At 55.0% G+C, this 25,404-nt stretch carries 24 protein-coding genes; 6 read left to right on the top strand and 18 right to left on the bottom strand.

Annotated elements, in window-relative coordinates:
• Window positions 1-12: 12 nt before the first annotated feature.
• On the bottom strand, window positions 13-2,706 hold the full coding sequence (locus AC6HVW_RS02395) for a ZirU family protein (protein ID WP_315901738.1): 2,694 nt from the start codon (window positions 2,704-2,706) through the stop codon (window positions 13-15).
• A gap of 292 nt (window positions 2,707-2,998) precedes the next feature.
• On the opposite strand from AC6HVW_RS02395, the gene yfcG reads away from it, so the two are divergent.
• The 3 genes from yfcG to AC6HVW_RS02380 all read left to right on the top strand — a co-directional run bounded on the left by yfcG (window position 2,999) and on the right by AC6HVW_RS02380 (window position 5,096).
• Window positions 2,999-3,628: a GSH-dependent disulfide bond oxidoreductase gene (yfcG, locus tag AC6HVW_RS02390; RefSeq protein ID WP_021806021.1), complete on the top strand. Its 630-nt coding sequence runs from the start codon at window positions 2,999-3,001 to the stop codon at window positions 3,626-3,628.
• Window positions 3,629-3,786: 158 nt separating this feature from the next.
• Entirely contained in the window at window positions 3,787-4,164 is a 378-nt protein-coding gene (gene folX, locus AC6HVW_RS02385; RefSeq protein WP_021178565.1) for a dihydroneopterin triphosphate 2'-epimerase, read from the top strand.
• Window positions 4,165-4,190: 26 nt separating this feature from the next.
• A complete protein-coding gene (locus tag AC6HVW_RS02380) occupies window positions 4,191-5,096 on the top strand; it encodes a TIGR01777 family oxidoreductase (protein WP_071684059.1) in 906 nt (301 codons plus the stop codon).
• Window positions 5,097-5,397: 301 nt separating this feature from the next.
• Here AC6HVW_RS02380 and hisP read toward each other — a convergent pair whose 3' ends face one another.
• The 14 genes from hisP to pdxB form a co-directional block, all read right to left on the bottom strand.
• Window positions 5,398-6,171: a histidine ABC transporter ATP-binding protein HisP gene (gene hisP, locus AC6HVW_RS02375; protein WP_024485208.1), complete on the bottom strand. Its 774-nt coding sequence runs from the start codon at window positions 6,169-6,171 to the stop codon at window positions 5,398-5,400.
• 16 nt (window positions 6,172-6,187) lie between these two features.
• On the bottom strand, window positions 6,188-6,895 hold the full coding sequence (locus AC6HVW_RS02370; protein WP_021806023.1) for an ABC transporter permease: 708 nt from the start codon (window positions 6,893-6,895) through the stop codon (window positions 6,188-6,190).
• Window positions 6,892-7,578, bottom strand: coding sequence for a histidine ABC transporter permease HisQ (locus AC6HVW_RS02365; protein ID WP_021178569.1), 687 nt, complete (start codon window positions 7,576-7,578; stop codon window positions 6,892-6,894). Before AC6HVW_RS02365 ends, AC6HVW_RS02370 begins: the two co-directional genes overlap by 4 nt.
• Window positions 7,579-7,674: 96 nt before the next feature.
• Entirely contained in the window at window positions 7,675-8,457 is a 783-nt protein-coding gene (hisJ, locus tag AC6HVW_RS02360) for a histidine ABC transporter substrate-binding protein HisJ (RefSeq protein WP_024485210.1), read from the bottom strand.
• Between the two features lie 297 nt (window positions 8,458-8,754).
• Window positions 8,755-9,327, bottom strand: a complete 573-nt coding sequence (locus AC6HVW_RS02355; RefSeq protein WP_071684061.1) for a UbiX family flavin prenyltransferase — start codon at window positions 9,325-9,327, stop codon at window positions 8,755-8,757.
• A 146-nt stretch (window positions 9,328-9,473) separates the two neighbouring features.
• On the bottom strand, window positions 9,474-10,991 hold the full coding sequence (gene purF, locus AC6HVW_RS02350; RefSeq protein WP_021178572.1) for an amidophosphoribosyltransferase: 1,518 nt from the start codon (window positions 10,989-10,991) through the stop codon (window positions 9,474-9,476).
• Between the two features lie 21 nt (window positions 10,992-11,012).
• The gene (cvpA, locus tag AC6HVW_RS02345) at window positions 11,013-11,513 is read right to left on the bottom strand and encodes a colicin V production protein (protein ID WP_024485212.1); all 501 of its coding nucleotides are present in this window, start codon (window positions 11,511-11,513) and stop codon (window positions 11,013-11,015) included.
• Between the two features lie 982 nt (window positions 11,514-12,495).
• The gene (gene dedD, locus AC6HVW_RS02340) at window positions 12,496-13,224 is read right to left on the bottom strand and encodes a cell division protein DedD (protein WP_039995290.1); all 729 of its coding nucleotides are present in this window, start codon (window positions 13,222-13,224) and stop codon (window positions 12,496-12,498) included.
• Window positions 13,225-14,490: a bifunctional tetrahydrofolate synthase/dihydrofolate synthase gene (folC, locus tag AC6HVW_RS02335; RefSeq protein ID WP_071684062.1), complete on the bottom strand. Its 1,266-nt coding sequence runs from the start codon at window positions 14,488-14,490 to the stop codon at window positions 13,225-13,227.
• Between the two features lie 155 nt (window positions 14,491-14,645).
• Entirely contained in the window at window positions 14,646-15,554 is a 909-nt protein-coding gene (accD, locus tag AC6HVW_RS02330; protein WP_021178576.1) for an acetyl-CoA carboxylase, carboxyltransferase subunit beta, read from the bottom strand.
• A 231-nt stretch (window positions 15,555-15,785) separates the two neighbouring features.
• Window positions 15,786-16,448 (bottom strand): DedA family protein, encoded by a 663-nt coding sequence (locus AC6HVW_RS02325; protein WP_024485601.1) that lies wholly within the window; start codon window positions 16,446-16,448, stop codon window positions 15,786-15,788.
• An 80-nt stretch (window positions 16,449-16,528) separates the two neighbouring features.
• Window positions 16,529-17,350, bottom strand: coding sequence for a tRNA pseudouridine(38-40) synthase TruA (truA, locus tag AC6HVW_RS02320; RefSeq protein ID WP_059201335.1), 822 nt, complete (start codon window positions 17,348-17,350; stop codon window positions 16,529-16,531).
• Window positions 17,350-18,360, bottom strand: a complete 1,011-nt coding sequence (locus AC6HVW_RS02315; RefSeq protein WP_024485602.1) for an aspartate-semialdehyde dehydrogenase — start codon at window positions 18,358-18,360, stop codon at window positions 17,350-17,352. The genes truA and AC6HVW_RS02315 overlap by 1 nt, the downstream gene beginning before the upstream one ends.
• Window positions 18,361-18,463: 103 nt before the next feature.
• A complete protein-coding gene (gene pdxB / locus AC6HVW_RS02310) occupies window positions 18,464-19,585 on the bottom strand; it encodes a 4-phosphoerythronate dehydrogenase PdxB (RefSeq protein ID WP_071684063.1) in 1,122 nt (373 codons plus the stop codon).
• 214 nt (window positions 19,586-19,799) lie between these two features.
• Here pdxB and ecpA point away from each other — a divergent pair, with 214 nt between their 5' ends.
• A complete protein-coding gene (gene ecpA / locus AC6HVW_RS02305; RefSeq protein ID WP_186486572.1) occupies window positions 19,800-20,381 on the top strand; it encodes a common pilus major fimbrillin subunit EcpA in 582 nt (193 codons plus the stop codon).
• Window positions 20,382-20,397: 16 nt separating this feature from the next.
• On the opposite strand, the gene AC6HVW_RS02300 is transcribed toward ecpA, so the two are convergent.
• The gene (locus tag AC6HVW_RS02300; RefSeq protein WP_024485605.1) at window positions 20,398-21,171 is read right to left on the bottom strand and encodes an AraC family transcriptional regulator; all 774 of its coding nucleotides are present in this window, start codon (window positions 21,169-21,171) and stop codon (window positions 20,398-20,400) included.
• Between the two features lie 108 nt (window positions 21,172-21,279).
• On the opposite strand from AC6HVW_RS02300, the gene AC6HVW_RS02295 reads away from it, so the two are divergent.
• The gene (locus AC6HVW_RS02295; protein ID WP_071684065.1) at window positions 21,280-22,173 is read left to right on the top strand and encodes a DMT family transporter; all 894 of its coding nucleotides are present in this window, start codon (window positions 21,280-21,282) and stop codon (window positions 22,171-22,173) included.
• Window positions 22,174-22,216: 43 nt separating this feature from the next.
• Here AC6HVW_RS02295 and AC6HVW_RS02290 read toward each other — a convergent pair whose 3' ends face one another.
• Both AC6HVW_RS02290 and tctD read right to left on the bottom strand, forming a co-directional pair.
• Window positions 22,217-23,629, bottom strand: coding sequence for a sensor histidine kinase (locus tag AC6HVW_RS02290; protein ID WP_186486571.1), 1,413 nt, complete (start codon window positions 23,627-23,629; stop codon window positions 22,217-22,219).
• Entirely contained in the window at window positions 23,616-24,290 is a 675-nt protein-coding gene (tctD, locus tag AC6HVW_RS02285) for a transcriptional regulator TctD (protein WP_059201340.1), read from the bottom strand. The genes AC6HVW_RS02290 and tctD overlap by 14 nt, the downstream gene beginning before the upstream one ends.
• Before the next feature lie 123 nt (window positions 24,291-24,413).
• On the opposite strand from tctD, the gene AC6HVW_RS02280 reads away from it, so the two are divergent.
• Entirely contained in the window at window positions 24,414-25,394 is a 981-nt protein-coding gene (locus AC6HVW_RS02280; protein ID WP_071684068.1) for a Bug family tripartite tricarboxylate transporter substrate binding protein, read from the top strand.
• Window positions 25,395-25,404 lie beyond the last annotated feature (10 nt).

Below are 25,404 nucleotides of genomic sequence, written 5' to 3'. Positions count from 1 at the left end.
AAAACCCCGGTGTTAATGCGATACCACTCGAATAGCCCGTTTCTGTAAGTTTGCTGTCACCGTCAATGTTTCTGAGGTTGCACCAGGAATGGCGACAAAGACCCCCGAACCTGCAGATGACTCCACTTCCCACTGATAATTCATTGGTATTCCGTTACACAAGGCAATTGAACACATTGCAACGGCCAGAAGGTTATCCCCAACGACAGGATGCCCAGTCAGCTCGGTGCTGTTGCTGTATATCAACAATTTGACGGGTGTTTCTGGCACAAAAGAGATCTCTGTACTCACCTGGTAGTCACCAATAGAGGCGGTAACCGTGACGACTCCAGCGTTAACATTGGCAAGCTCCACCGTCACCAGCCCCTCATTATCTGTTCTGGCCGTAGGGGACAGGACCGTCGCACCATTGTCTACCTCAAACTCCACTGCGGTAGCATCGATAGGATTGCCATGGCTATCGGTTACCCTTGCTTCAACCTTATTAACATCAACGCCATTAGCGTATGCATGATCGCTAATCACCCTCAGCTCAATGGTGGCAGCGCTGCGATCGGCGGTGAGCACCACGTCGTGAGACTTCATCTCCACGGCGGCACCATTTACCGTAGGAACTACGGTTACCGTGCCTGCGACTGTTCCACTCAGTTTGGCGCTGTACACGCCGTTATTTTCCGTTACCGCGCTCAGAGTAACTTCGGGAATGCCCGTAACCTCAAAGGCCACCGTTAACCCATTAATCGGCTGGTGATTGGTATCCTGGGCGGTAAACTCCAACGTACTGGTCTGTAAACCATCAGCAATAATTTCTGCCGGTTCTACGCTAAAAAGGGAGTTTTCCAGGCTCAATACCTGACTACTCGCGATTAAATTAACTTTAGCTGAAGCCAGAGAGATATCATTAAGGGTTGGAGCAATAATAGCTTCTCCCTGGGAGAACCCTGCCGTTAACTGATAGGTGTAGACCCCCGGAGCAGTCTCGGTAACGGCACTCAACAGCGGGTTACTGATAGGCTGAGCTGCCCCCATATTCGGTGTAAATTGCAAATCCGCAGTCAGTTGGTCCCCCATTCCCTGAACCGGAAAATTGTTAAGGTCTTTTAAATTCAAGGTAATCACGCTTTTGGCAGCGCCATCAGCAGGTATTTCGGCCGGGGAAGCCTGGATGTTGGAATTGACTCTGCTGACATTTTGTTGGGTAACAACGATTTGCGTGGTACTGCGGTTTGAAGCATTGCCCTGATTATCATAAGCCACGGCAGCTAACGTGTAATTATTATTGCCAGCCATAAAAGGGGGTAACTTTAGCGAAATGCTTTGTGAAGACGTTTGTATTACCTTCCCTCCGGCTGCCACTAAGGATGTGCTATCCCAATCGATACGTTCAAGCCCATATTTCGCCGTTACCTGCGCATCCACTTTGATAGTTTCAAAGGCACTGCCGGTCATTTGATCCGGCAATGCCAATTGGATTAACGTCTGTTTCTGGTACTCCAGCACAATCTGGTTATTACGCTCCACCAGATCATAACGGCTACCGGCCAGAGTACGGCTTGCTGCCACCGCAGAGGGATCAATTTGCGCCTGCCAGGATTCTCCCAGACGGTAGTTGAGTTGCATACTGATGTTGCTATCGTTACGGCTACCTTTGCCAGCACGGTGCTCTGCCCCGATAGTGATCAGGGGGATCGGCGTATAGGTGATCCCCGCAGTGATCGCATAGGGATTTTTCTGCCGGTCATCTTTGCCAAACAATGCCACTTCGTCACCCCGGTACTGCTCAAACATCAACTTTCCGCCCAACTGAGGATAAGCGGGCAAATAAGCCTCTGCCCGCAGGTCATAACCATTGGCAGGGCGCTCATTGTAATCGGCAAAATCCCGGGATTGATGCCAATCGGTGAGAGCCAGATAGCTGTTAGCCGACAGCTTCAGGTAATCGGTCCAGGCTTCAACCCCAAAGCCTACGCGGTCGTTCTTACCCGTCATGTCACGATCAAAAAAAGCGTTAACACCATACATCCAATTATCTTGCACAGTCCGAACGCCCGCCCCGAGATTGACGGTATTGCGGCTGTCTTGGTTTCTCATCCCTAACTGGCTGAATAAAAGCGATTTCTTATCATCATAAAGCGGCACCAGAAGATCTACCGAGCTCCCTTCCAGGCTGAAGTCATCATTAAGATTAAGTTGAACGCGCGCCGTGCCATACGAACTCAGCCAATGTTGTGCCGAATCATTGATTTCACCCACCACCATCGAACGCGCCATGCCAGCCGCTGCCAACGGAGTGTTATCATCGGCTAACAGTGTGGTCCCCTTTAACAGGCCATGTGCCAGCCTCTCATTATGTTGAGGAGGGGGTACCGCTGGGGAAGCTTCTGCTTGCTGGTTTTTCAAGCGTAATGATGCTGCGGTCGGGATATCAATTTCATCGCCGCTCCCCAGTTGATTGAACGGTTTTGAAAATGAGCGAAACTGATTAACCTTTTTTAGCTCATCCAACGTAATACGCTGTTTTTTGGCAACGCTATAGACGGTTTCACCTGCTGACAAGGTATATGGCTCGGTTTCATACAGCGTAACAGGCTTGGTTAGAGGAGCTGGGGCAAGCATTTTTGCTATTACTGGGGCAAAGGAAAGGCTCAACGGCAATAACAGTTGAAAGGTAACATTAACCCACACAACTAGAGGTTTTAATGTCACGGAGGATTACTCCAACGGGATATCAGTTAGAGTAGTAGGGCTTTTCTTCTTTCACAAATGGGAGGACATTTTGCCCATTATTGTTGGCCCTTCAGGTGCCCTCCCCCCATCTGCGATACTCCGCATGACCAAAGCCTGGATCGAACCTCACGCTATCGTATAAGCTGTAACAGTACCCTCTGCATCCGCAACAGGGCCGCCGATAAAGCCCATGCGGATGTTCGCATAGCCTCAAGCGAACCAACCGATCTATGCTCATCTTATCTTGATGTTTTATAAGGAGTATTATCATATGATTGATCTGTATTACGCACCGACTCCCAATGGGCACAAAATTACCCTGCTTTTGGAGGAGGTTGGTTTACCTTATCGTATCCATCGCGTAAATATCAGTGCTGGCGATCAATTCACACCAGCGTTTCTGGCCATTTCTCCCAACAATAAAATCCCGGCCATCGTTGATCAACAACCCGTTGACGGTGGGGCCCCCATCAGCCTGTTTGAGTCAGGCGAGATCCTGCTATATCTGGCAGAGAAAACCGGCAAGCTGCTCAGCAAGGGGGTTCGCGAGCGGGCAGCAACGCTACAGTGGTTATTTTGGCAGGTCGCCGGGTTTGGGCCGATGCTTGGGCAAAATCATCACTTCAACCACTACGCACCACAACCTGTCCCCTACGCGATAGAACGCTACCAGCAGGAAACCAAACGCCTGTATGGCGTACTGGAAACCGAGTTGCAACGGCACCCTTACCTGGGCGGTGATAACTACAGCATTGCCGATATTGCGACTTATCCCTGGGTAGTGTCGCATCCACGCCAGCGCATCGATCTGGCGGATTATCCGGCGGTGCGCAACTGGTTCGAACGCATCCGCAACCGCCCGGCCACGGAACGCGCTTATAAATTGGCAGATCAAGCCTAACGCGGCCCTCCCCCCTCTCTTGCATCGTGTACACATCGGAGAGGGGAAACCGGTGTGATCTCCCCCGCGTTGCTCTCTTTAAGCGTCTGGCAACATTATCTTTTCTTCACTTTCCGTGTATTCTGAGTACAAACAATCAGACCTCCGGAGAATCTCTGATGCCATGCCAGCAACCCGATGCCATTATCCGTATTAAAAACCTGCGGTTACGCACCTTCATCGGTATCAAGGAAGAAGAAATCAACAACCGTCAGGACGTTCTGATCAACGTGGCGATCCACTACCCGGCGGACAAGGCGCGTAACAGCGAAGACATTAGCGATGCCCTCAACTATCGCACCATCACCAAGGCGATCATTCGCCATATCGAAGACAACCGCTTCGCGCTACTGGAAAAATTAACTCAGGATGTGCTCGACATAGTGAAACAACATCCATGGGTAACCTATGCTGAAGTAGAGATAGATAAATTGCTGGCCCTACGTTATGCCGACTCGGTTTCCATGACTATGAGTTACCGACGGGAAACCGCTTAGCACTCACCCTACCAGGGAGGCCGACCATGAAGATCCTGATTACCGGCGCGACTGGGTTGATCGGCAGTAGCCTGACCAGGCAACTGCTGCACCTTTCGCATGAGATCACCCTGTTGACGCGCAACGTCGCCAAGGCACGGGATAAGTTCGGCGATCGGCTCAGCTACTGGGCTTCGCTTGATGAACAACGCTCTCTGGACGGCTTTGATGCCGTGATCAACCTGGCGGGTGAGCCCATTGCCGACAAACGCTGGAGCAAGGCGCAGAAAGAACTGCTATGCCGCAGCCGTTGGGATTTAACCGAACGACTAGCCACGCTCATCGCCGCCAGCAATACGCCACCTTCGGTACTGATTTCCGGCTCGGCGGTCGGCTATTACGGCGATCAGGGCCAGGCGGTGGTAACAGAAGAAGAACCTCCGCACGATGAATTTACCCACCAGCTGTGCCAACGCTGGGAGGCTCTGGCCCTACGGGCACAAAGTAGCTACACGCGCGTTTGCCTGTTGCGTACCGGCGTTGTCTTGTCGCCCAAAGGGGGAGCGCTGGCGAAGATGCTACCGCCATTCCGTATGGGGTTAGGCGGGCCGATCGGCAATGGCCGCCAATATCTGCCCTGGATCCATATCGACGATATGGTCAATGCCATCATTTACCTGTTGGACAATCCTCCGCTGCGTGGGCCCTTCAATATGGTGGCACCTTATCCGGTGCATAATGAACAGTTCACCGCCACCCTGGCCAAGGTGCTGGATCGCCCGGCGTTTCTTCGTGCGCCAGCCTTTGCCATGCGGTTACTGATGGGTGAAGCGGCAGTGTTGGTATTAGGGGGGCAACGGGCGGTGCCGAGACGATTGGAAGAGGCGGGATTTGTTTTCCGTTTCTTTGAACTGGAACAAGCGCTGGATGATGTGATCAATCAGCAGGCTTGACCCCTCACCCCAACCCTCTCCCACAGGGAGAGGGAGCTGTTAGCCTGTGCTTTGTTACAAGTAAAGAGGTCATCTCAGCAACCATCCGATAAGGAGAGGGAGCTGTTAGTGTTAGCCCCTGCTCTGTTGGAAGTAAAGAAGTCATCTCAGCAAACCCGAACGCCCCCTTATCCAAGATACAATCACCGTATTTATAACCCCACGTGATTGGCCCCTCATCCAAGATACATCACCGTATTTCCAGCTCACTCGATCGGTCCCCTCTCCCTGTGGGAGAGGGTTAGGGTGAGGGGTAAAATATCTACTTCAGCGCTCCAGAAAGGAACTGCTGCAAACGCGGGCTCTTAGGGTTACCAAACAACTCCGCAGGTGGCCCCTGCTCTTCAATCAGCCCCTGATGCAGGAAAATGACGTGGCTGGAGACATGGCGCGCAAACTCCATTTCGTGCGTCACTACCACCATGGTTTTCCCCTCTTCCGCCAATTTCTGCATAATGCGCAGCACTTCGCCCACCAGTTCAGGATCCAGCGCCGAAGTCGGTTCATCGAACAACAGCACTTCCGGCTCCATTGCCAACGCCCGGGCAATGGAAACACGTTGCTGTTGCCCGCCGGAGAGGTGCACCGGGTATTTGATTTGCGCCCGCGCATCAATGCCGACCTTATCCAGATAGCGCACCGCCCGTTCGCGCGCCTCGGCCTTGCTCAGCCCCAATACCTGGATTGGAGCTTCCATCACATTCTCCAACACCGTCATGTGGCTCCACAGGTTGAAATGCTGAAACACCATGGTCAGGCGGGTACGCAGCAACTGCAGCTGTTTCTTGTCAAAGACTCTAAGCTGGCCATCCTTGTCGCGCACCATGCGAATATTTTCATTATTCAGGCTGATGGTGCCTTCACTGGGCTTTTCCAGGAAGTTGATACAACGCAGAAAGGTACTTTTACCGGAGCCGGAAGAACCGATAATGCTAATCACATCGCCCGCATTGGCCGCCAGGGAGACCCCTTTCAGTACTTCATGGTCACCATAACGCTTGTGCAGTTCGGTGACGGCTAATTTTTGTTCAGGCATGGTGGATCCCCGTCATTCATCGATGAGTTACGTGTGCCATCCAGCGTTTTTCTGCCCTGCGGAACAGGCTGATCAACGTATAGGAGATAATCAGATACAGCACGGCCGCAATGCCAAAGGCATAAAACGGCTGGTAGGTCGCCGCGTTGATATCGCGGGCCACCTTTAACAGGTCCGGCACCGTGGCGGTAAAGGCCAGTGCGGTCGAGTGCAGCATCAGAATCACTTCATTGCTGTACGCCGGTAGTGCCGAACGCAGCGCCGAAGGCAAAATAATGCAGCGATACAGTTTAAAGCTAGAAAACCCATAGGCCCTAGCCGCTTCAATTTCCCCATGCGGCACCGAACGAATGGCCCCGGCGAAAATCTCTGTGGTATAGGCACAGGTATTCAGCGTTAGCGCCAATATGGTGCAGTTCATCCCGCTGCGGAAAAACGCATTGAGCAGCTCAGTACCCCGCACGATTTCCAGGCTGTACATACCGGAATAAAACACCAACAGTTGTACGTACAGCGGCGTACCGCGGAAAACATAGGTATACAGCCACACCGGGTAGCGTACCCAGCGGATGGAAGATACCCGAGCTACCGCCATCGGGATGGCCAGCAGCCCGCCCATGACCACCGAAGAGATCAGCAACCACAGCGTCACCGCCACACCGGTATAGCGATAGCCATCGGTCCACAGCAGTTGCTGCCAATACTGATGCAGGATATCGATCATAGTTCGGCCCTTTTGACGCCCAGTGAATAACGCCGCTCAAGCCACAGCAACACACCGTTGGAAATCGTGGTGAACAACAGATACACCAAGCCTGCGACAATGGCGTAGAAGAAAGGCTGATAGGTGCCCTTTCCTGCCAGCTGCGTGGCCTTTACCAGATCGTTGAGTCCAAGAATGGAGACCAAGGCCGTCGCCTTGAGGATCACCTGCCAGTTGTTGCCGATGCCCGGTAACGCAAAGCGCATCATGGCCGGAAACAGAATGCGGCGGAAAATCTGCCCGTTGGAAAAACCGAAGGCGGTAGCCGCCTCGATCTGACCACGAGGCACCGCCAGGTAGGCTCCCCGGAAGGTTTCGGTAAAATAGGCTCCGTAGATAAAGCCCAGGGTAATGATGCCCGCCCCCAAGGGATCGATATCAATCTGTGAGAAGCCAATAAACTCGGTTACATGGTTGAGGGCAATTTGCAGACCGTAGAAGATCAACAGCATCAACACCAGGTCCGGCACGCCACGGATCAAGGTGGTATAGGCACCAAAGATCGTCGAAATAACAGGGTTTTGTGAAAGTTTACCGCCAGCGCCGATCAAACCAATCACCACTGCCAGCAATACGGAACTGAGGGCCAGCTCAAGCGTTACCAGAGCCCCCTCAAATATCAGTTGGGAGTAACCTTGTAGCATTTACGTCACCCTGTCGTCATTGAGCACGTCATGACACTCCAGCCAGAGCAGGCCCGGAAAACCGGGCCTGTTGTCATAGAGAGTACCCGACAGGAATTAGCCGCCGTAAACGTCAAAGTCGAAGTATTTTTTCGCGAACTTATCGTAGGTGCCATCTTTGCGCATTTCGGCAAAGGCTTTGTCCAGCGCCGCTTTCAGCTCGGTTTCATCCTTGCGCAGGCCCATACCGGTGCCGACACCAAAGAATTTATCGTCCTTCACTGATTCACCGGCAAACTCGTACTCTTTGCCTGGAGGCTGTTTCAGGAAGCCTTCGCTCGCGGCTACTTCATCTTGAAACGCGGCGTCAATACGCCCGGAAGCCAGATCCGCATACACCAGATCCTGATTCTGATAAGGCACCACGGTCACGCCTTTTGGCTGCCAGTTGGCGTTAGCAAAAGCTTCCTGGGTGGTCCCCTGCAATACGCCGATGCTCTTGCCCTTCAGCGCATCGACGGTTGGCAGGATCTTGGAGCCTTTCGGTGCGATCAGGCGTGAGTTGGCCGCAAACAGCTTGTCGGTAAAGGCAATTTCCTGCTGGCGTTTTTCGGTAATGGACAGGGAAGAGATGATAGCGTCGATTTTCTTCGCTTTCAGGGAGGGGATCAGCGCATCAAAATCGCTTTCCACAAAGATACACTTGGTGTTTATGCGTTTGCACAGCTCGGTGGCCAGATCGATATCGAAGCCAACCAGTTGGCCCTGCGCATTTTTCGACTCAAACGGCGCATAGGTAGGGTCGGTACCGATTTTCAGCGTGGAAGGTAATGCGGCGAATGCACTGCTAACCGCGCTCAAAGCCAAAACTAAAGGGAGAACTTTAACAAGCTTTTTCATAATTACCCTCAAATGGATATTTTTGCCGATGCCACTACGGGCATTACTTTCATCACACACAGGATCTGCAGTAATCATGCCACTTTGTCATTAGCGAGCGCGGGGAACGGCCACGCTCTGTTCAAAGCTCTTCCCAGAGGCAACGAACAACAAAATGAACGGCAAACTCGGGCTTCGCCATGGAAAACCAGCAAGTTACTGAAACAGAGTGCATGGGGAAGCAGGATCATTATGATGCATCAATCGCACTAAATCAGTGCGATGTTGCACAAATGTATAAATTTGAGGGTGAAATAGTTAATTGATGCCTTGCCAACGCGTGAAGAGATCTTGCGGCAGTTCGATGTCAAACTGGTCGATAACCCGATTAACGGTCTGATCGATAATATCATCAACGGTTTGCGGACGATGGTAGAAGGCCGGTACCGGCGGCATAATCACCGCCCCCATCTCCGCGGCCTGGGTCATCAGCCGCAGATGGCCCAGGTGCAACGGCGTTTCACGCACGCAGAGCACCAGTGGCCGACGCTCTTTGAGGACCACATCGGCGGCGCGAGTCAGCAGCCCATCGCTGTAACTGTTGACGATGCCAGATAAGGTTTTGATTGAGCATGGCAAAATCACCATCCCCATGGTTTTGAACGATCCGGAGGAAATACTGGCGGCAATATCACGCGCATCGTGCACCACATCGGCCAAGGCCTGAACGTCACGCAGGCTCAGAGAGGTTTCCAACGCCAGCGTCTGGCGTGCCGCGTTGCTCATTACCAGGTGGGTTTCCACCTCTTCTACACCACGCAGCACCTGCAATAAGCGCACGCCGTAGATAGCGCCGCTGGCGCCGGAAATACCGATAATGAGTCTTTTCATCAAGCTGGCCTTTGTCGGGAAATATGCCGTAAGGATAGCCGAATAGAGGCAGGTTTGGCAGCAAACCTTCGTAGATTCAAGGTGGGAATAAAACAATGCACCGTAACTAACGCTACGATGCACCGTTTTGGTGAGGCACGTGGGCGTTAGCCCTCGTTATGCATTTCCAGATTTTCGGCTTCCGTCTGGCCGCGCAACGCTTTAGCATCGTCATTACGCAGCGTTTCCAGATATTCCAGATAGCTCTGGTCAACGTCTTTGGTCACGTAGATGCCGTTAAACACCGAGCATTCGAACTGGGCGATGTCCGGGTTCTCTTCGCGCACTGCGGCGATCAGGTCATCCAGATCCTGGAAAATCAGGCCGTCGGCACCAATAATCTGGCGGATTTCGTCCACTTCACGCCCATGGGCAATCAGTTCCGTTGCGCTCGGCATATCTATACCGTAAACGTTAGGGAAGCGGATCTCCGGTGCGGCAGAAGCCAGATAAACCCGTTTGGCCCCGGCGTCACGCGCCATCTCTACGATCTGCTCTGAAGTGGTACCGCGGACGATGGAGTCATCAACCAGCAGCACGTTCTTATCGCGGAATTCGGCACGATTGGCGTTCAGTTTGCGGCGTACCGACTTACGGCGAGCCTGCTGGCCCGGCATGATGAAGGTGCGGCCAACATAGCGATTCTTGACGAAGCCCTGGCGATACGGCTTATCCAAAATACGGGCAATCTCCAGCGCGATATCGCAAGAGGTTTCCGGGATCGGGATCACCACGTCGATATCCAGATCTTCCCATTCGCGCGCAATCTTCTCACCCAATTTCTGCCCCATACGCACGCGGGCGCTGTAGACGGAGATCTTGTCCATAAAGGAGTCAGGACGGGCAAAGTAGACATACTCGAACAGGCATGGATTGGTTTTTGGGTTCTCCGCGCACTGGCGAGTGAACAACTGGCCTTTTTCGGTGATATACACCGCTTCACCCGGCGCCACATCGCGCAGGAAGTCGAAGCCCAAGGTATCCAGCGCCACGCTCTCAGAGGCTACCATGTACTCACAGCGGCCATCTTCCAGCTCACGTTTGCCGATCACCAGCGGGCGAATGCCGTTGGGATCGCGGAACGCCACCAGACCGTGGCCGATAATCATGGCTACGCAGGCGTAAGCGCCACGCAGTTGCTGATGCATCGCGGCAACGGCGGTAAATATGTTGTCGGACTCCAGTGGATAATGCGGGAAACGGTCAAGCTCGGTGGCCAGCACGTTCAGCAGGATCTCGGAATCGGAAGTGGTGTTGACATGACGGCGGCCACGTTCAAACAGCTGTTGGCGCAGTTCGTGGGCGTTGGTCAGGTTGCCGTTGTGTGCCAGCGTAATGCCGAACGGCGAGTTGACATAGAAAGGTTGAGCTTCTGAAGCGCTGGAGCTGCCAGCCGTTGGGTAACGCACATGGCCAATGCCCATGTTGCCCTGCAGGCGCAGCATATGGCGGGCTTCAAATACATCTTTCACCAGACCATTTGCCTTGCGCAGGCGGAACCCATTATGGGCATCAATAGTGACGATGCCAGCGGCATCCTGTCCACGATGCTGGAGCACCATCAATGCATCATAAATCGACTGGTTTACCGGCATAAAACCGGCGATACCGACAATACCGCACATGTTGTCTTTTCCTCTAAGCCGCTACCGCCCCGGTAATTGGGTTGGTAAGAAACTCGACGTGCTTTGCAGATAGTCAAAGAACCATCTGATGATGTAACTGAACTGGGGGATCAGCTGTGACTGTTTCCAGTCCGCACTTTGCGACAGGGTGGTAAAGGTATCCAGGAAGAACAGTATCGCTGCCACGATCAACACGCCGCGCAGTGCGCCGAAACACACGCCCAGCACCCGATCGGTGCCCGATAATCCGGTTTTCTCTACCAGTGACCCAATCACATAGTTAACGATAGCGCCCACAATCAGCGTTGCGATAAACAAAATGGCAATCGCAATGCCGTTACGTACCAGCTCATCTTCAAAACGGGTGAAGTAGGCTGCAAGGTATGGGTAGAAATGGCTGGCAACAAAGAACGCACATCCCCATGTCACAAGTGACAATGCTTCGCGAACAAAACCTCGGATCAGGCTCACCAGAGCCGAAAATCCAATCAACGCTATAATGACGTAATCAATCCAGACCATGAACTATTCCAATGATGAATCGCCCCTGCATCCAATCGCGGCGAATTCTAACAGAAAAAGAAAACGTTTGCGTAGCGGATTTCCCACCACGTAACAAATAAAAAACGGCGATCTTAAAATTGCCAATCGCCGCGCCTACATAGGATATCCGGCCCCTGAAAGGCACAATTTTTGTGGTGATTTGGCAATCCTCCTCCTTGAGCACTGGCCCCTCACCCTAACCCTCTCCCACAGGGAGAGGGGATCGTCCGAGTCGCGGTTAGCGGTTGTGACACAATTCCAACTTCGCCGTACCTTCTCCCACAGGGAAAGGATCGTCCAAATCGCTGTGAGCTGCTGTGACACAATTCCAACTCCCCCGTGCCTTCTCCCACAGAGAGACGGATCGTCCGAGTCGCGGTTAGCGGTTGTGACACAATTCCAACTTCGCCGTACCTTCTCCAACAGGGAGGCGGATCGTCCAAATCGCTGTGAGCTGCTGTGACACAATTCCAACTTCTCCGTGCCTTCTCCCACAGGGAGAGGATCGTCCGAGTCGCGCTTAGCGGTTGTGACACAATTCCAACTTCGCCGTACCTTCTCCAACAGGGAGGCGGATCGTCCAAATCGCTGTGAGCTGCTGTGACACAATTCCAACTCCCCCGTACCTTCTCCCACAGGGAGAGGATCGTCCGAGTCGCGCTTAGCGGTTGTGACACAATTCCAACTTCGCCGTACCTTCTCCCACAGGGAAAGGATCGTCCAAATCGCTGTGAGCTGCTGTGACACAATTCCAACTCCCCCGTACCTTCTCCCACAGAGAGGCGGATCGTCCGAGTCGCGCTTAGCGGTTGTGACACAATTCCAACTTACCCGAACCTTGGATTAAGTGAGCAAGAATATTAGAACCCCTCCCCCTCTACGCACAATGCTTGAGGGAACGCCCCCTCTCCCTGTGGGAGAGGGTCGGGGTGAGGGGCATACATATGGCAGCCCCAATGGATCAACGTGCGCTATACGCCTTCACCTGCCCGCTTAACCCACTGATCCCATTCAGCTCCGCCAGCGAAGCTTGCAGCTTCTGCTTCGAGGCATCAGGGCCAACGTAGATGCGGGTGATCTCGCCCTGCACCGGCGTGGAAGGCACGGTATAAGCCCGGTGCCCAGACAGGCGCAGCGAAGCGACGATCTCATTGACCTTGGCAGCATTTTTCAACGCCCCCAACTGCACCACATAGGCCTGACCAACCGGTGCCTTTTCTTCAACCGCAGGTTTGGTTTCAGGCTTCGGCTCTGGTTTCACTTCCGGCTTTGGCTCTACCTTTGGCGGTGTTGGCACTGGCTTAGGTTTCACTTCCACCGGCTTCACCTCTACCGGTTTAGGTTTAGTTGGCTGAACCGGTTTGGTTTCGATGGGCGGCGGAGCAACAACCGCAGGCTGCTGCGGTTGAGTCGTTTGATTAGCCGCCTGCTGGGCGGAGGCCTCGGCGGCGGCCTGCTGCTGTTCAACCAAAGCACCAGCCCCCTCAGGTGGAACCGAAGGTAGCGCCTGATTGGCCGGTGGGATCACGTCGATTTCATGAGCATCACCCGGTTTGGGCACTAACGGGATCGCCGCAAACTCATCCTCATAATGCTTCTTTTTGCCGTCAAGCAGCCCCGGCAGGACAATCACCCCCAGGGCAACCAAAATCACGGTTCCAACCAGTCGATTCTGAAATTTACTTGCCACTCACACTCCCCGCCTCTCGTCTAACGCCGCCATCACGTGGGCAACAGTGTGGAAAGACCCACAGACGATCACAATATCCTGAATATCTGCGTCCTGCATAGCCTGACGCCAGGCAGTTTCGACATCGGCAAATTTGCGTGGTTCCGTTAAATACTGTGCCAGCAGCTCAACGCTGGCTCCGCGCGGGCCTTCCAGCGGCGCACAATACCACTCGTCCACCTGTTCACTCAGGCAGGCCAGCGTACCGGCAATGTCTTTGTCCGACAGCATCCCCACCACCGCGCGTACTACACCGCCATTGCGTGGGAGTTTCGCCAGCCGCCCAGCCAGATAGGCCGCAGCATGAGGGTTGTGGGCAACGTCCAGGATCAGCTGCGGGTTCTGCTGCACGGTCTGAAAACGCCCTGGCAAAGCGGCCTGTTGTAGACCGGCAAAAATGGCCTTCTCGTCGATTTCCAGAACCGAATAGTGCAGCGCAGCCAATGCCGTTGCCGCATTCGCCAAGGGGACGTTAGGCATAGGGAGATCGGTCAGACGTGTGCCCCCCCCTTCCCATTGCCAGCGTTCGCCCTGTTCGCTGAACGACCAGGCTTCATCACGGCGGTACAGCTGAGCGTTAAGATCTTCCGCTACCTGCTGGATACTATGTGGCATATCCGGCTCACCGACCACGGCAGGCTTGCCGCCACGGAATATCCCCGCCTTCTCGCGGCCGATGCTTTCACGATCGTGGCCTAGCCAGTCGGTGTGATCCAAGGCAATGCTGGTCACCACGGCAACGCTTGGCTCAACGATATTGGTCGCGTCCAGACGCCCACCCAGGCCCACCTCCAGGATCACTACGTCGAGCCTGGCCTGCTTAAACAGCTGTAACGCCGAAAGCGTGCCAAATTCGAAATAGGTCAGCGAGGTTTCCCCCCGGCCAGCTTCAATCGCGGCAAAGGAGCGGCTGTGTTCAGCCTCACTCAGCTCTTCACCCTGTATGCGCACCCGTTCGGTGTAACGCACCAGATGCGGTGAACTGTAAACCCCAACCCGTAGCCCGGCGGCCAGCAAAATGGCCTCTAACGTGCGGCAGGTGGTGCCTTTGCCGTTAGTACCGGCAACGGTAAATACCGTAGGAGCAGGAGTGAGAAGGTCAAGGTGCGCCGCAACGTGTTGTACACGCTCCAGGCCGAGTTCGATCGCCTGGCTATGCAGACGTTCCAGATAGTAAAGCCACGAGCTCAATGGCGACGTGGCTTGGGGAATTTGGTGGTTTTGCATGAGTCCCATCACTGACTTTGGGTTCATAAATCCGTAAGACGCATCGCCCTGACGATGTCAAAAGCGATGCTCTTCGTTTCCCGCCGCAACTTAGCCACAAAATGACGGCGGAACCCGGCGCAGGCTTGCACCTATACCGGGTCTTTGTCTGCTCCTCAGGCGTCGGCCTGATTTTCCTGAGCGATGACCGGCGCGGCCTCATCGAAATGCGGCTGCGGTTGGTTGGTCAGCTTGGACAGAATGCTGGCCAGGGTCTGACGCATCACCGGACGGCGCACGATCATGTCGATGGCGCCCTTTTCAATCAGGAACTCGCTGCGCTGGAAGCCCGGCGGCAGTTTTTCACGCACGGTTTGTTCGATAACCCGTGGCCCGGCAAAGCCGATCAGCGCTTTTGGCTCGGCAATGTTGATATCGCCCAGCATCGCCAGGCTGGCAGATACGCCACCCATGGTCGGATCGGTCAGTACCGAAATATACGGCAGGCCACGCTCTTGCAGCTTGGCCAACGCGGCGCTGGTTTTCGCCATCTGCATCAGCGACATCAGCGCTTCCTGCATACGCGCACCGCCACTGGCAGAGAAGCATACCAGCGGGCAGTTATCTTCCAACGCCTGTTCAACCGCACGCACAAAGCGCGCACCGACCACGGAAGACATCGAACCGCCGATAAAGGCGAATTCGAAGGAGGCTGCAACGATCGGCATGCCATACAGCGTGCCCTTCATCACCACCAGCGCGTCTTTCTCGCCGGTTGCTTTCTGTGCGGCAACCAGACGATCTTTGTACTTTTTGGAATCCTTGAACTTCAGAACGTCTTTCGGCTCCAGTTCGCTGCCCAGTTCCACTTCACTGCCTTCATCCAGCAAGGTATGCAGACGCATACGGGCTGACATGCGCATGTGATGGTCGCACTTGGGGCAGACCTCAAGGTTACGCTCCAATTCGGCACGGTAAAGGACCTGACCACAGCTATCGCATTTGGTCCAGACCCCTTCAGGAATGCTCACCTTACGGGTTTGCGTAACATTGCTTTTGTTGAGAATTCGTTCAATCCAGCTCATCGATGACCTTTCTGTTTGAACCTGGCAGACACCCGTCCGCTGTTCATGCCTTAACAATCCTCCCGCAACACACCCCATGCAAAAATGCCGAGCTAAGCGCAACTGGCGCGCTACCAAGGCATTGGCTTCAGGGTCGTTCGCGGGAACAGACCATAAATGTCGCTCATTAAACCATATCGGCCCGATTGTGTGGACAAAAAACTGGTCGAACCGACGGGTTAAGCGGTGTTTTTACTGTTTTTGTTGGCGGGCAGCCGCGCGTTTATGGCGCCAGATTTCAATAATGCCCGGCAGAATTGAAACCAGGATGATGCCAACAATCAACAACTTCAAGTTTTCCTGCACGATCGGCAAGTCGCCAAACAGGTAGCCAGCATAAGTGAACAGCAGCACCCAAAGTAGCGCACCAATCACGTTATAGGCAGCAAAGTGGCGATAGGACATATGCCCCATACCGGCCACGAACGGCGCAAAGGTGCGCACGATCGGCACAAATCGCGCCAGAATAATGGTTTTTCCGCCGTGTTTCTCGTAGAACTGGTGGGTTTTGTCCAGATAGCTACGACGGAAAATTTTCGAGTTCGGGTTGCTGAACAGCTTTTCGCCGAACAGCCGACCAATAGTGTAGTTGACGGCATCGCCAATCACCGCCGCAATCACCATCAACGCCACCATGGTATGCACGTTGAGATCGTTGGAAGGCAACGCGGCCAGCGCACCGGCGACAAACAGCAGAGAATCCCCCGGCAGGAACGGCGTCACCACCAGCCCGGTTTCACAAAACAGGATCAGGAACAGAATACCGTAAACCCACATACCGTATTGCGCGACCAGTTCGGCCAGGTGCACATCAATATGCAAAATAAAATCAATCAGAAACTTGATGATGTCCATAAACACTCTCAATTGACCAGGTGTCTCTCTCACCCGGCGTTGGCACCAGTAAATAACGCATTAATCTGCCAGCCTGCCAGTTAATCGTCGGCTAAAAACAGCGGCCCCATCGGTGGCCGGGGTAAGGCAAACGACTCTGGATAATCAACCGCGACCAGATACAGGCCTTCAGCCCGTGCGGTAGCGGCCGCCAGGCTGCGATCTTTGAGCGCCAACAGCTCGCCCATCCAGTTCTCATCCTGATTGCCACAGCCAATCTCCATCAGGCTGCCAACAATGTTGCGCACCATATGATGGACAAAGGCGTTGGCCTTTATATCTACCACGATATATTCGCCGTAGCGCGTAACCTTAACGTGTTTTACGTTTCGCCACGGTGTGCGTGACTGGCATTGCACCGCCCGGAATGAGGTAAAGTCGTTTTCCCCCAGCAAGGCCTGCGCGGCACGATGCATGCGATCGGCGTCCAGCGGATGATAAAAGTGCGTCACCCCCTGTTGCAAGACCGCCGGGCGATAGCGGTGATTATAAATAATGTAGCGATACCGCCGCGCGGTGGCGCTGAAGCGAGCATGAAAATCGCTGCTGACCTCTTTCACCCAGCGTACCGCGATATCCGGCGGCAAATGGCTGTTCACCCCCATCGTCCAAGCGGCGTCTTTACGCTGTGCGGCGGTTTCGAAATGCACCACCTGCCCGGTAGCGTGTACTCCGGCATCGGTGCGCCCGGCGCAGAATACGCCGATCGGCGCATCCGCCACCTTGCTTAACGCTTTTTCCAGGCAAGCCTGGACGCTGGTAACCTCTTGCTGACGCTGCCAGCCGTAATAACGGCTACCGTCATACTCAATCCCCAGCGCAATTTTCAGCATTGGCTGGGTTGGCAACTCCACCTCGGACATCAGTACATCTGCTCCTGCAACAGCCGTTCAGCGGTTTCGATCGCCATCAACGCGCCGCCAAAGCGCACGTTATCGGCCACCGACCAGAACTGCAGCATCTCGGGGATACCGTAATCATTGCGCAGACAGCCAATGCTCAGCATATCGCTGCCGGAAGCTTCGGTAACCTGAGTCGGATAATCGTCTTCTTCGCTCAGTTGAATATCTTCAGCCTGCTCCAGCTCGTGGCGAGCTTCCTCTGCCGCGATTGGACGCAGCGCTTCCAGATGCACAACTTGCGCATGGCCGTAGAAAACCGGCGACTGAACGCAGCTTACCGAAATCGGCAGCCCTTCATCCTGCAACACCTTACGCACCTGATCGACGATCAGACGCTCTTCACGCACGCTGCCCTGTTCATCGGTCATCAATGGCAGCAGGTTAAACGCCAGTTGTTTGGCGAACACACCCGGCTCTGCGGGGATGCCGTTCAGCAGACGCGCACTCTGGCCTGCCAGATCGTCCACCGCGACCTTGCCGCGTGCCGAAACCGACATCAGCGTGGTGACGTGCAGACGGGAAAGCCCGGCCTGTTCGGTCAGCGGTTTAATCGCCGTCAACAGCTGGCTCACCATGCTGTCGGCCACCGCCACGATATTGCGGTTGCGGTAATCCGCCAGCACCTGAGGGTTAACACCGGGCACCACCAACGGCACGTCCGGCTCAAGTGCAAAATGGCCGCTGGTGTCGATCACCAGGCAGCCCATATTGCCCGCATCATCAGCGTAACGGGCCGCAGCTTCGCTACCGGCAACAAAAAACGCCAGTTGCGCCTGCGACCAGTCGAATTCTTCTACGTTTTCCACCAGCAAGGATTTGCCGTTGAAACGCACCGTAGCGCCAGCACTGCGCTCGCTGGCTAAAGGAAAGAGTTCACCCACCGGGAACTGGCGTTCCTGTAGCAATTCCAGCAACGCTTCACCTACTGCGCCAGTGGCACCGAGCACAGCGATATTCCAGCCGTCAGACATTGGGTTTCTCCAGAGTATTTGATTCAAATGCAAACGGGCGATGCAGTCACCGCCCGATAAACTTTACCGCCAATTGCCTTAAGGCAACCTTATGCTCGCCCTATTACAGAACGCCGAAGCCCAGTTTGTGCAGCAGTTCCGCACTGGCGCTGTCATCGCACTGCACCCGCAGTGAAGACCATTCCCGGCGTTCCTGATAATGCTTGCGCAGGCGATCGAACTCACCCGGCAGCCCGGCAACCTGCCGCAGCGGCGCATCATCGCGGCGCACATCATACACCAAGTGCATCAATCGTTTTAACTTGCCTTCGTCCAGCGGCCCATTGAGGCGGATTTCGCTGAACTCTGGCACCGGCAGCAGCGAGGCAAGCTCGATAGTTTGCGGCTGCCCCAGATGCTGGGCAAAGGCTTCAAACACCTGCGTGGTGCCGCGTGCCTTGCCTTCCAGCGTGTAACCGGCGATATGGGCGGTGCCGATATCCACTCGATCCAGCAACGGCACGCTGAGATCCGGCTCCGGCTCCCACACGTCCAGTACCGTACTCAATCGCTTACCCCGCTCCAGCACGTTAAGCAACGCGGCGTTATGTACCACGGCACCACGGCAGGCGTTGATCAAAATACGATCGTCGGGCAAGGCATCCAGCAGATCCGCGTTAGCCAGATGCAACGATTTATACGGGCCGGTCTTGTTTAACGGGGTATGGAACGTCAGCACGTCGGCCTCTGCCACCAGCTTTTCCAACGGCCAAAATTCGCCGCTGTCCCCACGATCGGCGCGCGGTGGATCACACAGCAGCGTACGCACGCCCAAGGCTTTCAGACGAGCGTCCAGCCGGGAGCCAACGTTACCCACCCCCACTATCCCAACGGTTTTATCACGCAAAGAGAAGCCATCGCGCTCCGCCAGCAGCATTAATGACGAAAGCACATACTCCACCACCGCAATGGCATTACAACCAGGCGCGGCCGAGAAACCAATCCCCGCCTGCTGCAACCACGCCTCGTCCACATGGTCGGTACCCGCCGTAGCGGTGCCAACAAAACCAATCTTGGTGCCAGCCAACAGCTCCTGATTCACTTTGGTCACCGAGCGCACCATCAAGGCATCGGCTCCGGCCAGCGCATCGGTTGGGATCGGGCGGCCAGGCACGGCCTGTACTTCCCCCAAGCGGCTAAACAAATCCACCGCATAGGGCATATTTTCATCAACCAGTATCTTCACGTCACTCTCCGACGGGTATAGGTAAGCAGTAACTACAAAATAGTGTGCCACCGAATGGCTTGGAAACCCAAGCTTGTTATGCCCGGTGAAATAACGATGTTTTTCTTCTAAGCTTTATTGAGTTCTTTCCGATAATTATCACGCAAGGAGGCGAACCCTCGCGTTAGCGACAGGCTAACGGGCTGAAACAAATCGAAAATCAAGGGCGTTAACCATGAAAAAAGCGACACTTGTTCTGGCGATCGTTGCAACACTCACAGCCGTAGGCACCGCTCAGGCTGAAGACGTGACTACACAAGCATTGGCCACCTGGCCTGCGATAGCGGTAAAAGACTCCGCCAGCCAATTGGTCGTTACGCCCATTGGCAGCCTGTATTTCCAATATGCTGAAGGCGTAAAGCGCTTCAATAGCCAGCAAGGCGTGTTCGACGTGGCTCTCCAAGGCGAAGGAACCGCGATTAAACTGACCGCCAAACTGGTTTCCAATACCCTGACTCAATTAGGCACCTCCGGTTCTACCCTGGAAGTGGGGGTTAAACACCACGGCGCTGCGATAACAAAAACCGCTCAAACCACCCTGATTGATACTTCTGCCGGTATGTCAGGCGGTAACCTGAGTAAACTTGCCAACGCTGACAAGCAGCCTGGTCGCCACAGTGCGCAAGACCACTTCGATTTCACTATCATCGGTGCGACGGCTGATGGCACGACCCCAGTGACCGATTTCAGCACCTTGCCGGCAGGCACCTGGAGTGGTGATGTGAACGTTCGGTTCGACGTAACCTGGGCCAGTTGATGGCATGTTGGGATTGTCATGCCCGGCGGAAACGTTCTGGCGTGGTGCCTGCAATCTGCTGGAACATCACAATAAACGCGGAAGCCGAGCTGTAGCCCACATCGAGTGCCACATCCTGCACGGTTTTCCCCTGTTCGAGCAGTGAGAGCGCATGTAAAAAACGCAGGCGCTGCCGCCACTCGCTAAACGACATGCCCAGTTCCTGCTGACAACGGCGTGAAAGCGTCCGCTCAGTGGTATACACCTTGCTGGCCCACACCGCCAATGAGGTGTTATCCGCTGGGCAACGTTCCAACGCCTGTAACACTGGCCCCAAAAACTTGTCTTGCGAGGTCGGCAGATAGGTCTGTTGAACCGGGGAAATCCGCAGTTGGTCGATCAGCACCCGGCAAAGACGCAGATCCTCTTCGCTAGTGGGCTCCAGCATTTTGCGCCCCAGACAATCTTCAACAATGGCGCTGAACACCGGCGAGACGTTGATCAAACAAGCCTCTTCTGGCAACCCGGCGCACAAGGATTTGGCGATATTGATGGTGCGGAACAGCACCGGTTTACGGTTATGGCTGGAATGCTCCATCCCCGGCGGCAACCAGACGGCGAACTCCGGCGGAGCCAAAAAACGCTGCCCGGCAATATTCAGCGCGATCACCCCGGTTTTGACGCAGATCAGCTGCCCCCAGTCGTGGCTGTGCGGCAGATATTCGGTATCCGCATTGGTTTCTTCGCAGCGGAAAAACAGCGTGCGCGGAGCAGCGACGTCTGCGGTGGGATAATTACGGGTTTCGGCCATGGTGAAGTTGTCTTGATTTCGCGAAATTCTGTCTGATTTTGACTATATATAATAAACCGGACACGGGTAGACTAGCCAGCATGTTATTCGTTGTTGAGAATTATTATCATGAACGTGCTCTTTCCCCTGCTGGCGGTGCTGATCTGGTCGATTAACGCCGTAGTCAGTAAAGTATCGGCAACCGCCATCGATCCGGCGGCCATCTCCTTCTATCGCTGGGCATTGGCGCTGATCGTACTCACCCCTTTCGCTCTGCCAGGAGCTATCCGTAATTGGCCAGCCATTCGCGCCAACTGGTGGAAGCTGATGATCCTCGGCCTGCTGGGGATGGTGCTGTATCAAAGCCTGGCCTACTACGCCGCACATAGCGTCAGCGCGCTGTTTATGGGCATCCTCAACTCCTTGATCCCACTGCTGACGGTATTAATCGGTATATTCGTCCTGCGCGTTGCCCCCACCGTGGGTATCGCACTGGGTAGTATCCTGTCGCTGGGTGGGCTGGTGTGGCTGGTTAGCGCGGGGCAACCCGGGCTGCTGCTGCAACACGGCATTGGCAAAGGTGAACTGATGATGTTCGCCGCTTCGGCCTCCTACGCCCTATACGGCGTGTTGACCAAACGCTGGGCGATCCCGTTACCCAACTGGCAGTCTCTGTATGTGCAGATCGTGTTTGGCGTGGTGCTGCTGTTGCCGAACTTCCTGATGGCGCATGACGTACAGCTTACCAGCCAGAACATCCCGCTGGTGCTGTTTGCCGGTATCCCTGCCTCGATTGCCGCGCCGTTTTTGTGGATCCAGGGGGTGATGCGCCTGGGAGCCAACAAGGCGTCGATCTTTATGAACCTGGCACCGGTGTTCACCGCGATAATTGCGGTCCTGTTCCTGCATGAACAGTTGCATAGCTACCATCTGATTGGTGGCGGTGTCGCCCTGCTGGGGGTGATCTTGTCACAGCGCCTGCGCACGCCGTTAGGGCGCAGAAAAAGCAGCGTTACACCATAAAGTGGGGGAGGGGGGAACTCCCCTCCCCCCTTTTTTCCCTCTATCACCCCAACAGTTTAAAGCGTATCCGTACCAACAGACCGCCTAGCGCGTCAGAACTCAGCAATTCCGGGCGGGTGCCGTGATAAGCGGTAATATCTTTAACCAATGCCAGTCCCAACCCAGCCCCTGGCTGATCGCCAACGTTATCCAACCGACGAAACGGTTGCAGAGCAGCGACCGTCTGATCCTGCGCAATACCTGGGCCGCTGTCTTCTATCTCTAACAGCCCCAGCCCATCCACCATCAATAAACGGGCGGTCACGATCCCCTTGGCCGGCGTGTATTTCAGTGCGTTATCCAACAGGTTGGCGCAAAGCTCCGACAACAGCAACGCCTCACCGCCCACCCAACACACTCCCGCCCCTTCGTAGCCAAGATCAATCCGCTTGCTGCGAGCCTGCGGCAGGCGCGAAAAACAGGCGTCGCGTAACACCTGCGCCAGATTAACCGGCTGCAACTTACGCTCGGCCTGATGCTCGTGCGCCTTCAGCCGCGAGAGGTATAGCAGGCGATCGGTCAACGCGACTGTACTGTCCAGGGTGGCGCTCATCCCTTCCAGACTCTCACGCCATTGCTCGGGCCGTTCGCTGGCCAATGCCACCCCCACTTGGGTTTTCAAAACCGTGAGCGGCGTACGTAGCTGGTGAGAGGCATCAGCACTAAAACGTTCCTGACGCGCCACCATCAACCGCAGCCGCTCAATATAGCGGTTGAATGCCAGCAGTAGCGGCTGCATTTCCGACCAGGGCAGCACCATCGGCAAAGGCGTCAGTTCCCCCGGATCGCGCCGCAGCATCATGCTGGACAGCTTGCGCAACGGTTGCAGCAGCTTTTTCAGCAGGATGTAAGCCAGAGTGAGCGTCAATACCACCACTGTCCCCTGGCTGAGCAGCGCCGCCAGCAGCATCTGCCGCGCCAGATAGCGCCGCGACTCTAACGTCTCCGCCACCAGAATGGTCGCCATCCCCATCACTCCACCCTCATTCACCGGCTGGAACAGCGCCGCCACGCGAATTGGCTGCCCGCGATAGTGCGCATCGTAAAAATGCACCAGGGCCGGATAGAGGTTGGAACGAGGAATATAGGGCGGCATCTTGGGCAAATCGTTATAGCCCGAAATACTCTGCCCCTCAGGTGAAATAATCTGATAGTACAGCCGGTCGTTCATATTGCGCTCGAAGCTGTCCAGCACCACATAAGGCACATCCACCTCCAGGCGCTGATTGCGCACTACCAGCCGCTCCGCCACCGTACGGGCCGACGCCAATAAGGTGCGATCGTAGGCCATCGTCGCCGCACTCATCGCGCTGAAATAGTGGGTATAGATTGAGATCCCACCCAATACCAGCAGCGGTAAACCAAAGAACAGCAGCAATTGATAGAACAACGAACGCGGTGCTTTAAACCACCTCATCGCACAGCTCCAGGCTGTAGCCCAGGCCACGCAACGTCACGATCGCCACGTTGCTTCCTTGGAGTTTTTTACGCACGCGATGGACGTAAAGTTCGATACTTTCGGGATTAGCCTCATCAGAGAGCGTAAACACCTGCTCAAACAATTGCTGTTTGGCAACCGGGCGGCCACGGCGATGCATCAAGGTGGTCAACACCGCCAGCTCACGGGGAGTTAACGAGAGAGGTTTTTCTGCCAGCAAGAAGTAGCCCTCGTCATGATAGGTCAGCAAACCGTATTGCAATGCCTGTTGCGTCACGCCAACGCTGCGGCGCAGTAACGCCCGGATGCGAGCCTCCAACTCATCCAGTTCAAAGGGCTTGGTGAGGTAATCGTCAGCCCCAAGGTTCAACCCTTTAACCCGATCGGCTACCTCGGTACGGGCAGTCAATAACAATACTGGCAGAGTCTGCCCACGCTTGCGCAGCCGCGCCAACAGATCGAGGCCGTTGAGTCGGGGCAGTGCGACATCCAACACCACCAGCGCGTAGCTTTCGTGCAATAACAAATGGTCTGCCGCCACGCCGTCTATCGCCACATCCACTGCAAACCCAAGGCCACTGAGGGCTTTCTGCAACCAATGAGCCAGCTCGGGGTGGTCTTCCACTAACAAGAGACGCATATCACATCCTGTAAACTTTCCCGGTCACTGAAAGGTAAATGAAAGGTTTCTGTTTTAACAATTTAGCAACCCCGTGTCAGCGGGGATTCTCACAAACTGAAACAAAACCGATGGGGAAACGTCATGAAAACAATAATTACCCGTACGCTTACCGCCTCTGTTCTGCTGTTCGCTGCCAACCAAGCGTTCGCTGTGGAAGCACCAAAACGCACCGAATGTATCGCTCCGGCCAAACCCGGCGGAGGCTTCGATCTCACCTGCAAACTGATCCAGGTCTCGTTGCAAGAAACCAAGGCCATCGATAAGCCGATGCGCGTCACCTATATGCCCGGCGGCGTGGGGGCGGTGGCCTATAACGCCATCGTTGCCCAGCGGCCAGCCGAATTTGGCACCGTGGTGGCGTTCTCTGGCGGTTCCCTGCTGAACCTGTCGCAAGGCAAGTTTGGCCGCTACAACGTGGATGATGTGAAGTGGCTGGCGGCAGTGGGCACCGATTACGGCATGATCGCCGTACGCGCCGACTCGCCTTACAAGACGCTGAAAGACTTGATGACAGCCTTCCAAAAAGACCCGAACAGTGTGGTATTTGGTGCTGGAGCCTCCATTGGCAGCCAGGACTGGATGAAAACTGCCCTGCTGGCTCGTGAAGTTGGCGTAGATCCCCACAAGATGCGCTATGTGGCGTTTGAAGGGGGCGGCGAGCCGGTGACCGCGCTGCTGGGTAATCACATTCAGGCGGTATCCGGCGATCTGAGCGAGATGGTGCCTTACCTGAAGGGCGATAAGCTGCGTGTACTGGCGGTATATGCCGAAGAACGCTTGCCGGGCGAACTGGCAAACGTCCCTACCGCCAAGGAGCAGGGGTTCAACCTGGTGTGGCCGATCATCCGTGGTTTCTACCTTGGCCCAAAGGTCAGCGAGGCCGAGTATCAATGGTGGATCGACACCTTCAAAACCATGACGGCAACCGAGGAATTCAAACAACAGCGCGATCTGCGCGGCCTGTTTGAATTCAACCTGACCGGCAAGGAATTGGATAGCTACGTGAAAAACCAGGTTAACCAGTACCGCGAGCAGGCTAAAGCGTTCGGGCTGGCCAAATAACCTAGGGGAT

The organism is Serratia sp. NCCP-200, from assembly GCF_059697885.1.
Note: the sequence above shows the minus strand (reverse complement) of the source record. Positions and strands in the feature narration are given on the sequence as shown.

Bases quoted from the DNA above. Each gene is read 5' to 3' on its own strand.
- folC (WP_071684062.1), bottom strand. From the start codon at position 14,490: ATGCAAAACCACCAAATTCCCCAAGCCACGTCGCCATTGAGCTCGTGG.
- tctD (WP_059201340.1), bottom strand. From the start codon at position 24,290: ATGCGTCTCTTGTTAGTGGAAGACCACCCCGAGCTGGCTCATTGGTTG.
- AC6HVW_RS02370 (WP_021806023.1), bottom strand. From the start codon at position 6,895: ATGATCGATATCCTGCATCAGTATTGGCAGCAACTGCTGTGGACCGAT.
- AC6HVW_RS02300 (WP_024485605.1), bottom strand. From the start codon at position 21,171: ATGGCCGAAACCCGTAATTATCCCACCGCAGACGTCGCTGCTCCGCGC.
- purF (WP_021178572.1), bottom strand. From the start codon at position 10,991: ATGTGCGGTATTGTCGGTATCGCCGGTTTTATGCCGGTAAACCAGTCG.
- hisP (WP_024485208.1), bottom strand. From the start codon at position 6,171: ATGCCTGAACAAAAATTAGCCGTCACCGAACTGCACAAGCGTTATGGT.
- AC6HVW_RS02325 (WP_024485601.1), bottom strand. From the start codon at position 16,448: ATGGACATCATCAAGTTTCTGATTGATTTTATTTTGCATATTGATGTG.
- AC6HVW_RS02355 (WP_071684061.1), bottom strand. From the start codon at position 9,327: ATGAAAAGACTCATTATCGGTATTTCCGGCGCCAGCGGCGCTATCTAC.
- truA (WP_059201335.1), bottom strand. From the start codon at position 17,350: ATGTCCGAGGTGGAGTTGCCAACCCAGCCAATGCTGAAAATTGCGCTG.
- AC6HVW_RS02280 (WP_071684068.1), top strand. From the start codon at position 24,414: ATGAAAACAATAATTACCCGTACGCTTACCGCCTCTGTTCTGCTGTTC.
- yfcG (WP_021806021.1), top strand. From the start codon at position 2,999: ATGATTGATCTGTATTACGCACCGACTCCCAATGGGCACAAAATTACC.
- cvpA (WP_024485212.1), bottom strand. From the start codon at position 11,513: ATGGTCTGGATTGATTACGTCATTATAGCGTTGATTGGATTTTCGGCT.
- folX (WP_021178565.1), top strand. From the start codon at position 3,787: ATGCCATGCCAGCAACCCGATGCCATTATCCGTATTAAAAACCTGCGG.
- AC6HVW_RS02380 (WP_071684059.1), top strand. From the start codon at position 4,191: ATGAAGATCCTGATTACCGGCGCGACTGGGTTGATCGGCAGTAGCCTG.
- hisJ (WP_024485210.1), bottom strand. From the start codon at position 8,457: ATGAAAAAGCTTGTTAAAGTTCTCCCTTTAGTTTTGGCTTTGAGCGCG.
- accD (WP_021178576.1), bottom strand. From the start codon at position 15,554: ATGAGCTGGATTGAACGAATTCTCAACAAAAGCAATGTTACGCAAACC.
- ecpA (WP_186486572.1), top strand. From the start codon at position 19,800: ATGAAAAAAGCGACACTTGTTCTGGCGATCGTTGCAACACTCACAGCC.
- AC6HVW_RS02365 (WP_021178569.1), bottom strand. From the start codon at position 7,578: ATGCTACAAGGTTACTCCCAACTGATATTTGAGGGGGCTCTGGTAACG.
- AC6HVW_RS02290 (WP_186486571.1), bottom strand. From the start codon at position 23,629: ATGAGGTGGTTTAAAGCACCGCGTTCGTTGTTCTATCAATTGCTGCTG.
- AC6HVW_RS02295 (WP_071684065.1), top strand. From the start codon at position 21,280: ATGAACGTGCTCTTTCCCCTGCTGGCGGTGCTGATCTGGTCGATTAAC.
- AC6HVW_RS02315 (WP_024485602.1), bottom strand. From the start codon at position 18,360: ATGTCTGACGGCTGGAATATCGCTGTGCTCGGTGCCACTGGCGCAGTA.